Consider the following 10881-nt stretch of genomic DNA (forward strand, 5'->3'; position numbering starts at 1 on the left):
GGATCGATGCCCCGGGTGATCAGGGAAGGGGAGCAGTCATGGGCAAGCACGACAAGCCGAAGTCGGACGATCAGAAGCCGCAGGGTCCTGCGGGGGAGGGCGACCACCAGGTGCCGCCGGATGTGTTCGGGCCCGGCAGTGGGACGCACAAGAAGGACGGCGACAAGAAGTGATCGCCCCGACTCACCTGGACACGCTTCGCCAGCGGCTCACCGAGTCGCTGGCGGAGGGCGGCCACTTCCCCGAGGAATGGTTGCGGCTGGCGTTCGGCAGGGTTCCACGGGAGACGTTCGCTCCCGAGACGGTGTGGCGCTGGTCCGGGGGCGGCTGGCGTGCGCTGAACCGGCGGGAGGATCCCGGAGGCTGGGCCGAGCTGGTCTACCACCCCACCGGAGCGCTGGTCACGCAGATCGACGACGGCGCCCCGGCGGCGGACGGGGCGGGGATCGGCGCCACGAGTTCGATGAGCTCCGCCGAAGTGGTGCTCGGCATGCTGTCCGCTCTGGACCTGCGGCCCGGCCACTCCGTTCTCGAAATCGGCAGCGGCACCGGCTACAACGCCGCGCTGTTGTGCGAACGGGTGGGCGCCGACAGGGTCGTCACCGTCGAGATCGATCCGCTGCTCACCGAACTCGCCACGAAGCGGCTCGCCTCCGCCGGTCACCGCCCGCTGGTGGTCTGCGGGGACGGCGAAGGGGGATACCCGGACCGTGCTCCGTACGACCGGCTGATCGCCACGGCCTCCGTGCGGCGGGTGCCTCCGGCCTGGCTGCGCCAGGTGAGACCGGGTGGCGTCCTGGTCGTCCCCTGGTATCCCGACCCCGCCGGATTCGGGCTGATCCGGCTGCGGATGAGCGAGGACGGCACCGCCCGGGGGCGCTTCCGGGGCCGGGCAGCGTTCATGCCGGTGCGCGGTCAGCGCATGGTGCATCCCCGGGTCACGGCTGTCTGGGACGCCACCTGGGATGACGCGGACAGGAGCGAAGGTTACGCCGGGCTGCGGGAACTCGGGCGGGCCGATGCCCGTTTCGCGCTCGGTGTGCGGCGGCCCGGCTTCTCGGGGCAGGTGCTGGGGGACGGGCTGCTCCTGCTGGCCGATGACGACGCGTCCTGGCTGTGGATCAAGCGCGACGCCACGTACCGCCACGGCCCGCGCGATCTGGCGGCGGAGGCCGGCCGGTTCCTCGACTGGTGGCGGGCGGAGGGGAGCCCGGGGGCGGACGAGTTCGGCATCACGGTCACCGGGGAAGAACAACTCGTCTGGCTCCGCGACGAGCAGCGCGTCCTCCAGCGCACGGTACTGAGGTAACCCGCCCGAAGAAGAGGAACAAGAGAATGAGTAATGCCATGGGGACTCCGGCGCAGGCGGCCGGTCGTTATGTCGATTGGTCCAGCCAGCTGGGCGACGGATACGCGGCGTTGCAGCGGTCCTGGAAGGAAATCGAGGCGGCGACCGGGACCACGCGGTCCTTCCAGCTGAGCACCGTGCACGGCCTGTTGCAGACGCCCGACTACGCGCGGGCCATTCTGACGCGGTGCGCGCAGCTCTCGGAGGGGCCCGACGATGTCGATGACGCGGTGGCCGCGCGCATGGACCGGCAGCGGATTCTCCAGGAGCCGGGCGGCAAGCGGTGGCATCTGCTGCTTTTCGCCGGGGCCTTGCAGCATGGCGTTGCCCCGGCCCCCGTGATGCGGGCCCAGATCGAGCGGCTGGTCTCGGCGACCGCACTGCCCGCGCTCACCCTCGGCATCGTGCCGCAGCGGGAGGAGCAGCAGGTGCTGCTCTCGCACGGATTCTCCATCCTGGACGGTCAGGTCTTCATCGAGCTCTACGGCGGAGAGATGCGGCTGGACCAGCCGGGGGAAGTGGCTCTCCACCGCAAAGTGTTCGACACGCTGGCCGCCGACGCGGCGTATGGCGAGGACGCCCGGCGACTGCTGGCCTCCGCAGCCGCTGCGTGGGGGTGAGCGCTGTTCAGCTCTCGGTGGTGCCTGGCCCGGCGCGCTGTGCATCGGCGAGTCCGGTGAGCAGCGTTCCCCTTGCGATTGCGGCCTGCTTCTCGGCGGGCGACCCCACGGACAGGCCGGCCGCTTCGCGACGCTCCCGGGACCGGCGTTCGGTTTCTTCCCGGCTCACCGTGGTCCTCTGTGCTCCCGTTGATCCTGTACTCAGTCGCGCTGGCCGCGGAGGCGTTCCATCTCGCGGCGGTCGCGTTTCGTCGGGCGGCCCGTGCCGCGGTCGCGGATGCCGGCCGGGGCCACCGCCTCGCGGGGTGGCGGCGGGGGGCTGTGGTCGGTGTAGCACTCGACGGCCACCGGGGCGCCGACGCGTTTGCGGATGAGGCGGGTGACCTTCACGATCCGTTCCCGGCCCTCCTGCCGGATGCGGACCTCGTCGCCCGGCTTCACCGGCTGGGCCGGCTTCGCGCGGTCGCCGTTGATCCGTACGTGGCCCGCCTTGCACGCGGCGGCGGCCGTGGAGCGTGTCTTGGCCAGGCGTACCGACCAGATCCACACGTCCACCCGGACGGTGCCCGCCGCCTCCTGCGCGCCCTGCTTCTCCATACCCGTGAGCCTAAAGGGTGTCCGGCCGGTCCGGCCCGGCCCGCGGGCCCGGCCGGTGCTGTCCGCCGGTCGCGCCTCAGTCGTCCTCCGGCAGCCGCTGTTCCGCCCAGATGACCTTCCCTTCGGGGGTGTACCGGGTGCCCCAGCGGTCCGCGTACTGGGAGACGAGGAACAGGCCCCGGCCGCCCTCGTCCGTGTCGGTGGCATTGCGCAGGTGCGGTGAGGTGCTGCTGCCGTCCGAGACCTCGCAGATCAGCGCGCGGTCCCGCAGCAGCCGGACCCGGATGGGGGCGGAGGCGTGGCGGATGGCGTTGGTGATCAGTTCGCTGAGGATGAGTTCGGTGATGAACGCCGTCTCGTCCAGGCCCCAGTCCGCCAGTTGCCGGCTGACCGCGGCCCGCAGCGGGGCCACCGCCGTGGGGTTGGCGGGTACGTCCCAGCTCGCGACGTGGTCGGCGGCCAGTTTCCGGGTTCTGGCCACGAGCAGGGCCACGTCGTCCGCCGGGCGGTCGGGGAGGAGCCGGTCCAGGACGGTGTCGCAGGTCTCTTCCGGTCCCGGGCCGGAGGCGGCGAGCGCGGCCCGCAGGCGGTCCAGGCCGCCGTCGATGTCGCGGGTGCGGCTCTCCACCAGGCCGTCGGTGTAGAGGACGAGCCGGCTGCCCTCCGGGAGGTCGAGTGTCGTCGTCTCGAACGGCACGCCGCCGACGCCGAGCGGTGGCGCGGCCGGCAGGTCGGCGAAGCGTACGGTGCCGTCCGGCAGGACGAGCGCGGGCGGCAGGTGGCCGGCCCGCGCCAGCGCGCAGCTGCCGTCGACCGGGTCGTAGACGGCGTACAGGCAGGTGGCCCCGGTGATGGCGCCCGCGCCGTACTCGGCGGCCTCGTCCTCGTCGATGCGGGTGGCCAGTTCGTCGAGGCGGCCGAGCAGTTCGTCGGGGGTGAGGTCGAGGGCGGAGAAGTTGTGCACGGCGGTGCGCAGCCGGCCCATGGTGGCTGCCGCGTGCAGTCCGTGCCCGACGACGTCGCCGACGACGAGCGCGACCCGGGTGCCGGAGAGCGGGATGACGTCGAACCAGTCGCCGCCCACCCCGGCCTGGGCGGGCAGGTAGCGGGAGGCGGCCTCCAGGGCGTTCTGCCGGGGGAGCGCGCTGGGCAGCAGGCTGCGCTGGAGGGTGACGGCCATGGTGTGTTCGCGGGCGTAGCGGCGGGCGTTGTCGACGCAGACGGCGGTGCGGGCCGCCAGTTCCTCGGCGAGGGACAGGTCCTCGTCGGAGAAGGTGGGGGAGGTGCCGGTGCGCCAGAAGTTGACCACGCCGAGTACGACGCCGCGCGCGTGCAGCGGGGCGGAGATCAGCGCGTGGAAGCCGTGGTCGAGGAGTGCCCTGGCGTGGTCGGGGTCGGCGGCGCGCCACCAGGTGGTGCCGGCCAGGTCGCGTTCGGCGCGTGCGTGGCCCAGCAGCAGGCCGCGTACTTCCCCGGAGGTGGTGTCGAGGGTGACGCCGCCGCCGGTCACGTACAGCGGGTGGTCCTCGCGGACGCCGCGGGTGGCGGCGCGGCGCATGCGGGTGCCGCTGGCGACGGGTTCGGCGCCGTGCATGACCTCGTCGACCAGGTCGACGGTGATGTAGTCGGCGAACTCCGGTACGCCGACCTCGGTCAGTTCCTCGGCGGTGCGCACCACCTCCAGGGTGGTGCCGATCCGCACGCTGGCCTCGTACAGCAGCCGCAGCCGCCGCTGGGCGGCCTCGGCGCGTCCGGCCACGACGCTCAGTTCGGTGGAGTCCCGCAGGGTGGTGACGGAGCCGGGCGGGCCGCCGTGCAGGTCCATGGGGCGGTGGTTGACGGCGAGCAGCCGGCCGCCGAAGCGGTGCACCTGGTCGGTGGCCTCGCGGGCGGAGGCCAGCAGTTCGGTGGTGGCGGGGGCGAGGCCGAGGTCGCCGAGGAGGCGGCCCTGGGCGTCCTCGGGGAGTTCGAGGAGCCGGTGGGCCTCCTCGTTGGCGAGCAGCAGCCGCCGGTCGCCGTCGAGGATGACGACGCCTTCCCGGACGGAGCGCAGGACGGCGTCGTGGTTCTCGTACAACCGGGTGATCTCGGAGGGGCCCAGGCCCCGGGTCTGCTTGAGCAGCCGGCGGGTGACGAACGCGGTGCCGGCCAGGGTGAGCAGGACGGCGCCGAGCGCGCCGGCCAGCAGCGGGACCCGGGCGGAGAAGTTCACGGTGATGGCCTCGACCTGGATGCCGCAGGCGACGGCGCCGATGACGGCCCCGCTTTCGTCGCGCACCGGGACGATGCTCTGCACGGCCGGGCCCAGCGGGGCGTCGAGGGATTCCTGGACGATCCGGCCGGTGAGGGCGGTCTCGACGTCGCCGACGAAGTGTTCGCCGATGAGGGAGGGGTCGGTGTGGGTGTAGCGGATGCCGGCGGTGTTGAGGACGACGACGGCGCCGGCGTCGAGTGCCTCGCGTACGGCCTCGGTGTGCGGCTGGAGGAGGGCGGTGGGGTCGGGGGAGCGCATGGCCTCCACCAGGCCGGGGGAGTTGGCGAAGGTGGTGGCGACGGCGAGGGTGCGGTTGAAGGCGGCGGCGCGCTGGTTGCGGTCCATCTGGATGTAGATGGTGACGGCGGCGGCGGTCACCAGCAGCAGGACGGTCACCACCTGGAGCAGGAACATCTGCCCGACGAAGCTGCGGACGCCGAGCGCCGACCGCAGGGACGCCAGCCGTCCGCCGTCGCGTGCCGCGTTCCTGACCCGGGAGAATGCCGTCATTCCTCCACTTTGCACCAATATGGTGCAGAAGCAGATCACCCCACAAGCTGCCCCCTCCCCGGGGCCGTCTACGCTTCGGGACATGGCCGACGCACCGTACAAGCTCATCCTGCTCCGCCACGGCGAGAGCGACTGGAACGCGAAGAACCTGTTCACCGGTTGGGTGGACGTCAACCTCACGGACAAGGGGGAGAAGGAGGCCGTCCGCGGCGGCGAACTGCTGAAGGAGGCGGGGCTGCTCCCCGACGTCCTGCACACCTCCCTCCTCAAGCGCGCCATCCGCACCGCCAACCTCGCCCTCGACGCAGCCGACCGGGCGTGGATCCCGGTGGCCCGCTCCTGGCGCCTGAACGAGCGGCACTACGGCGCGCTCCAGGGCAAGGACAAGGCCGCCACCCTCGCCGAGTTCGGCGAGGAGCAGTTCACGCAGTGGCGCCGTTCGTACGACACCCCGCCCCCGCCGCTGGCCGCCGGCGCCGAGTGGTCGCAGGCCGACGACCCGCGCTACGCCCACATCCCCTCCGACGTGCGCCCGGACACCGAGTGCCTGAAGGACGTCGTCGAGCGGATGCTGCCGTACTGGTACGACGGCATCGTCCCGGACCTGGCCGCCGGCCGCACCGTGCTGGTGACCGCGCACGGCAACAGCCTGCGCGCCCTGGTCAAGCACCTGGACGCCATCTCCGACGCCGACATCGTGGGCCTGAACATCCCCACCGGCATCCCGCTGCTGTACGAGCTGGACGCCGACTTCCGCCCGCTCACCCCCGGTGGCCGCTACCTCGATCCGGAGGCCGCGCGCGCCGCCATCGAGGCCGTGAAGAACCAGGGCAAGAAGTAGTACAGGTGTACGGACGCCCGGTGGTTTCCGCCGCCGGTCGCCTACGCTCGATGACATGACCGAGACAGCGGCCGGCGTCAGCGGCCGGTTCACCCGGCCGCAACGCTGGCTGCTCCCCGGCGACCTGCTGACCGACCCGGCGGACGCCGCCCCCGGCGGCACCGCCCGCCGGCCGCGCCGTACCCCGCGCGACTGGGCCGTGGACCTCACCGTCTTCGGCTGGGCGCTCCTCATGTGGCTGCTGATGGTCTTCGTGCTGCTGCCGGAGATGAGCCACGTGCCCCACTGGCTGCTGGCCATCGACCCACCGCTCGGGCTGATCAGCTGCTTCGCCCTGTGGTTCCGGCGCCGCTACCCGTTCGCCCTCGCGCTCTTCATGGGGCCGGTCGGCGCCCTCTCCGCCAGCGCCTTCGGCGCGCTCGGCGCCGTCATCCTCAGCACGGCGCTGCGGCTGCCCACCCGGCGCGCCTTCGCCGTCATCGCCCTCTACACGGTGCTGGCGATCCCCTACTTCATCTGGATCAGCCTCCCCGACGAGCAGGCCGGCTGGGGCGATGTCTTCTTCGTCCTCGGCTACCTGTTCATCTTCTACGCCTGGGGCACCGCCACCCGCGCCCGCCGCCAGCTCGTCCAGCGGCTGCGCCAGGACGCCGGCCGGGAGCGCGCCGAGCACGCCCGCCGGCTCGCGGACGCCCGCCGCGCCGAGCGCGAGGCCATCGCCCGGGAGATGCACGACGTCCTGGCCCACCGCATCTCGCTGCTCTCCGTGCACGCCGGAGCGCTCGCCTACCGCACCGGCCGCTCGGCGGGCGGCACCGCCAAGCCGCTCACCGAGTCCGAGGTCAGCGACAGCGCCCAGGTCATCCGGGACAACGCGCACCAGGCGCTGGAGGAACTGCGCGAGGTGCTGACGGTGCTGCGCGGCACCGGGACGGGCGCGCTCACCGAGGGCGGCGGACGGCCGCAGCCCCGGATCTCCGAGATCGGCGAGCTGGTCGCGGAGGCGGTCCGGGCGGGGCAGCGCGTGGTCCTCGACCAGAAGTACGCGGAGGGCGCCGCCGACGGACTGCGCGACCAGGTGCAGCGCACCGTCTACCGGGTGGTGCAGGAAGGGCTCACCAACGCCCGCAAGCACGCACCCGGCGCGCCGATCACCGTGTCGCTGGTGGGCGCCCCCGGGCAGGGCCTGACGGTACGCGTCCGCAATCCGCTGCCGGTCACGAAAGCGGGCGCCCGCATCCCCGGCGCCGGGGCGGGGCTGGCCGGGCTGGAGGAACGCGTCGCCCTGGACGGCGGCAGCCTCCAGCACGGCACCACGGGCGGAGCCTTCGAACTCGTCGCGAAGCTGCCCTGGCCTGCGGCCTGAACCCGCGCGCGCGGACGGGCGCTGCCGGACGGCCCCGGCCCGGCGGCGCAGCCCTGCCGCGTCCCCCCGTTCGCCGTCCGGTCCGGGCCCCCGCCGTCCGTGCGCGCGCATGACCCCGGCGCGGAACCGCGGCCGAAGCCGGGCCCGCGCCGGGGTCAGAGAACGCTGTGCGCTGGCTGTGTCCTGGCCGGTACGGCCGTCAGCAGCCGCCGCACTGGCAGGAGCCGCCGTTCTGGCAGCCGCAGGAGCAGCCAGAGCCGCACGAACAAGCGGCGGCGGTCGATGCGGTCGCGGGACGGTTCGCCATGGGGTGCCTCCTGGGCAGCAGGGATTCCTTCCACACACCGGTGCCCCTCCATGGGAAACCCGCCGCCGCCCGGCCGTCAACGGGGCGCAGGGGGGCGCAACCGCGAGCGCCCGGCCACTGCGGAACGCGCCCCGTCAGGCCGTCTCGGGCTCCGGCTCCGGCGCGAACTCGTCCGCGTGCTCACCCGTCACCAGGTACACCACCCGTCGCGCGATCGACACCGCGTGATCGGCGAACCGCTCGTAGTAGCGGCCCAGCAGCGTCACGTCCACCGCCGTCTCCACGCCGTGCTGCCAGCGGTCGTCCATCAGATGCCGGAACAGGGTGCGGTGCAGGGTGTCCATCTCGTCGTCGTCCTGCTCCAGCTGCATCGCCAGCTCGACGTCCTTGGTCAGCAGCACCTCGGTCGCCTTGGCCATCAGCCGCTGCGCCAGCTGCCCCATCTCCAGGATGGTCGCCGTGAGATCGCGCGGCACCGCCGAGTCGGGGAACCGCAGCCTGGCCACCTTCGCCACATGCTCGGCCAGGTCGCCGCAGCGCTCCAGGTCGGCGCTCATCCGCAGCGAGGTCACCACGATCCGCAGATCCGTGGCCACCGGCTGCTGCCGCGCCAGCAACGCGATCGCGCCGTTCTCCAGGTCGCGCTGCATCTCGTCGATGCGGTCGTCCGCGTCGATCACGCTCTCGGCGAGCTTCAGATCGGCGTCCAGCATCGCGGTGGTGGCCCGCCCGATCGCGGAGCCCACCAGCCGCGCCATCTCGACCAGCGTGTCGCTGATCGCGTCCAGTTCCTCGTGATAAGCGTCACGCATGACGGATAGTCCTCCCCCGGACGAGCGCCCGAGCCTCGGTGTACGTACCCGGCCGCTGTCGCGGCCGTTGCCTTGTGTCTCCCGTGCCACACTCCGCCCGCAAGACGGCCGGTCCGGCCCCGCAGAGTGAACCGCGACTGTCGGGAAGGTGAACACTCGCGGGACTGCCGACGAGCATCTTCATCCATCCCTGTGGTCCACGGTCAAGCCCCGCATAACCTGAGGATATGGACGTGAACGCGGCGGTGGCCGCAGTGGCCGCGATCGCCGGGCTCAGTACCGGCGTGATCGCCATGCTGGCCTTCCGCATCAGTGAGCGCGAGCGTACGCGCCCACCGCGCGGCGCCCACCTCGCCCCCGAGATCCCTACCCTGCCGCCCGGCGTCGACACGGTGCTCTCCGTGCTGCGCTCCTCGGCGGTCGTCATCGACGAGTCCGACGCCGTCCTCAAGGCCAGCTCGGCGGCGTACGCCCTCGGCCTGGTGCGCGGCGGCCGGCTCGCCGTCGAGCCGATGCTCGCCATGGCCCGGCAGACCCGCCGCGACGGCGAGATCCGCCAGGTCGAGCTGGAGGTCCCGCAGCGGCCCGGCAAGAACCTGGGCCGCCCCGACGTGCTCGCCGTCTCCGCCCGCTCCGCGCCGCTGGGCTCGCGCCTGGTGCTGCTGCTGGTGGAGGACCTCACCGAGGCCCGCCGCATCGAGGCGGTCCGCCGCGACTTCGTCGCCAACGTCAGCCACGAGCTGAAGACCCCGGCCGGTGCGCTCTCCCTGCTCTCCGAGGCGGTACGGGACGCCGCCGACGACCCCGAGGCGGTCACCCGCTTCGCCGGCCGCATGCAGAACGAGGCCGCCCGGCTCACCAACCTCGTCCAGGAGCTGATCGACCTCTCCCGGGTGCAGGACGACGACCCGCTCACCCACGCCGAGCTGGTGCCGGTGGACGAACTGGTCACCGAGGCCATGGACCGCTGCCGCCAGCAGGCCGGCACCAAGCGGATCACCATGGCCTCCGGCGGCACCGCCGGGCTGGCCGTCTGGGGCAACCGTGGCAAGCTGGCCGCCGCCCTCGGCAACCTCGTCGAGAACGCCGTCAACTACAGCCCGCCGCACACCCGGGTGGCCATCGCCGGTGCCCGCACCGCCACCCGGCAGGGCGATCTGATCGAGATCTCCGTGACCGACCAGGGCATCGGCATCCCCGACAGCGACAAGGAGCGCATCTTCGAACGCTTCTACCGGGTGGACCCCGCCCGCTCCCGTGCCACCGGCGGCACCGGCCTGGGGCTCTCGATCGTCAAACACGTGGCCGCCTCGCACGGCGGGGAGGTCCTGGTGTGGAGCGCCGAGGGACAGGGCTCCACCTTCACCCTGCGGCTGCCGGAACCCGGCAGCGCACAAGAGCGCCTCCAGGCCCGCACGACCGCCCGCGAGGGCAGCCGGGGCCTGTCCGGCACCCTGCACAAACCGGCAGAGTTCCCCGCCCCCGCGGCGGGGGAGGAGCCGGCAGCCACCCGCACCAACGATCCTGCCCGGGAGGCACTCCCGTGACCCGAGTGCTCGTCGTAGAGGACGAGGAGTCGTTCAGCGACGCCCTGTCGTACATGCTCCGCAAGGAAGGCTTCGAGGTCGCCACCGCGGCCACGGGCCCCGATGGGCTGGATGAGTTCGAGCGCAACGGCGCCGACCTGGTCCTGCTCGACCTCATGCTGCCGGGGCTGCCCGGCACCGAGGTCTGCCGCCAGCTGCGCGGCCGCTCCAACGTCCCGGTGATCATGGTGACCGCCAAGGACAGCGAGATCGACAAGGTCGTCGGCCTGGAGATAGGGGCCGACGACTACGTCACCAAGCCGTTCTCGTCCCGCGAGCTGGTGGCGCGCATCCGCGCGGTGCTGCGCCGGCGCGGCGAGTCGGAGGAGGAGAGCCCGGCCGCCCTGGAGGCGGGGCCGGTCCGGATGGACGTCGACCGCCATGTGGTGACCGTCGACGGCCGGAAGGTGGATCTCCCGCTGAAGGAGTTCGACCTGCTGGCGATGCTGCTGCGCAACGCCGGGCGGGTCCTCACCCGGATGCAGCTGATCGACCGGGTGTGGGGCGCCGACTACGTCGGGGACACCAAGACCCTGGACGTGCACGTCAAGCGGCTGCGGGCGAAGATCGAGCCCGACCCGGGGGCCCCGCGCTATCTGGTGACGGTGCGCGGCCTCGGCTACAAGTTCGAGCCCTGATC

At 72.7% G+C, this 10881-nt stretch carries 10 protein-coding genes; 7 read left to right on the forward strand and 3 right to left on the reverse strand.

Annotation, left to right across the window (positions count from 1 at the left end; translation table 11 throughout):
- The first annotated feature begins 38 nt into the window (after window positions 1-38).
- Genes ACFV5N_RS06175 through ACFV5N_RS06185 form a run of 3 tightly spaced genes read left to right on the forward strand, consistent with a single transcriptional unit; the run spans window position 39 to window position 1968 of the window.
- Complete coding sequence (locus ACFV5N_RS06175; protein WP_282614879.1) at window positions 39-173, forward strand: hypothetical protein; 135 nt, start codon at window positions 39-41, stop codon at window positions 171-173.
- Window positions 170-1309 (forward strand): methyltransferase domain-containing protein, encoded by a 1140-nt coding sequence (locus ACFV5N_RS06180; RefSeq protein ID WP_385594715.1) that lies wholly within the window; start codon window positions 170-172, stop codon window positions 1307-1309. Before ACFV5N_RS06175 ends, ACFV5N_RS06180 begins: the two co-directional genes overlap by 4 nt.
- Before the next feature lie 26 nt (window positions 1310-1335).
- A complete protein-coding gene (locus tag ACFV5N_RS06185; protein ID WP_385594718.1) occupies window positions 1336-1968 on the forward strand; it encodes a DUF5753 domain-containing protein in 633 nt (210 codons plus the stop codon).
- A 201-nt stretch (window positions 1969-2169) separates the two neighbouring features.
- On the opposite strand, the gene ACFV5N_RS06190 is transcribed toward ACFV5N_RS06185, so the two are convergent.
- Together ACFV5N_RS06190 and ACFV5N_RS06195 are read right to left on the reverse strand one after the other, a co-directional pair.
- A complete protein-coding gene (locus tag ACFV5N_RS06190) occupies window positions 2170-2565 on the reverse strand; it encodes an RNA-binding S4 domain-containing protein (RefSeq protein WP_385594721.1) in 396 nt (131 codons plus the stop codon).
- Window positions 2566-2641: 76 nt separating this feature from the next.
- The gene (locus tag ACFV5N_RS06195; protein ID WP_385594724.1) at window positions 2642-5329 is read right to left on the reverse strand and encodes a SpoIIE family protein phosphatase; all 2688 of its coding nucleotides are present in this window, start codon (window positions 5327-5329) and stop codon (window positions 2642-2644) included.
- An 82-nt stretch (window positions 5330-5411) separates the two neighbouring features.
- Here ACFV5N_RS06195 and ACFV5N_RS06200 point away from each other — a divergent pair, with 82 nt between their 5' ends.
- Window positions 5412-6170 carry a phosphoglyceromutase gene (locus tag ACFV5N_RS06200; RefSeq protein WP_385594727.1) on the forward strand — a complete coding sequence of 253 codons (759 nt, stop codon included), beginning with the start codon at window positions 5412-5414 and terminating at the stop codon, window positions 6168-6170.
- Window positions 6171-6225: 55 nt separating this feature from the next.
- On the forward strand, window positions 6226-7536 hold the full coding sequence (locus ACFV5N_RS06205; RefSeq protein ID WP_385594729.1) for a sensor histidine kinase: 1311 nt from the start codon (window positions 6226-6228) through the stop codon (window positions 7534-7536).
- 441 nt (window positions 7537-7977) lie between these two features.
- Here the strand turns inward: ACFV5N_RS06205 and phoU are convergent, their stop codons facing one another.
- Entirely contained in the window at window positions 7978-8655 is a 678-nt protein-coding gene (phoU, locus tag ACFV5N_RS06210; protein WP_385594732.1) for a phosphate signaling complex protein PhoU, read from the reverse strand.
- A 227-nt stretch (window positions 8656-8882) separates the two neighbouring features.
- Here phoU and ACFV5N_RS06215 point away from each other — a divergent pair, with 227 nt between their 5' ends.
- Together ACFV5N_RS06215 and ACFV5N_RS06220 are read left to right on the forward strand one after the other, a co-directional pair.
- Window positions 8883-10202, forward strand: coding sequence for a sensor histidine kinase (locus tag ACFV5N_RS06215; protein ID WP_385594735.1), 1320 nt, complete (start codon window positions 8883-8885; stop codon window positions 10200-10202).
- Complete coding sequence (locus ACFV5N_RS06220; protein WP_026047089.1) at window positions 10199-10879, forward strand: response regulator transcription factor; 681 nt, start codon at window positions 10199-10201, stop codon at window positions 10877-10879. Before ACFV5N_RS06215 ends, ACFV5N_RS06220 begins: the two co-directional genes overlap by 4 nt.
- Window positions 10880-10881: the final 2 nt, after the last annotated feature.

The sequence above is a fragment of the Streptomyces sp. NPDC059853 genome, assembly GCF_042731495.1.
Lineage (GTDB): Bacteria > Actinomycetota > Actinomycetes > Streptomycetales > Streptomycetaceae > Streptomyces.

Bases quoted from the DNA above. Each gene is read 5' to 3' on its own strand.
- ACFV5N_RS06175 (WP_282614879.1), top strand. From the start codon at position 39: ATGGGCAAGCACGACAAGCCGAAGTCGGACGATCAGAAGCCGCAGGGT.
- ACFV5N_RS06185 (WP_385594718.1), top strand. From the start codon at position 1,336: ATGAGTAATGCCATGGGGACTCCGGCGCAGGCGGCCGGTCGTTATGTC.
- ACFV5N_RS06190 (WP_385594721.1), bottom strand. From the start codon at position 2,565: ATGGAGAAGCAGGGCGCGCAGGAGGCGGCGGGCACCGTCCGGGTGGAC.
- ACFV5N_RS06195 (WP_385594724.1), bottom strand. From the start codon at position 5,329: ATGACGGCATTCTCCCGGGTCAGGAACGCGGCACGCGACGGCGGACGG.
- ACFV5N_RS06200 (WP_385594727.1), top strand. From the start codon at position 5,412: ATGGCCGACGCACCGTACAAGCTCATCCTGCTCCGCCACGGCGAGAGC.
- ACFV5N_RS06205 (WP_385594729.1), top strand. From the start codon at position 6,226: ATGACCGAGACAGCGGCCGGCGTCAGCGGCCGGTTCACCCGGCCGCAA.
- phoU (WP_385594732.1), bottom strand. From the start codon at position 8,655: ATGCGTGACGCTTATCACGAGGAACTGGACGCGATCAGCGACACGCTG.
- ACFV5N_RS06215 (WP_385594735.1), top strand. From the start codon at position 8,883: ATGGACGTGAACGCGGCGGTGGCCGCAGTGGCCGCGATCGCCGGGCTC.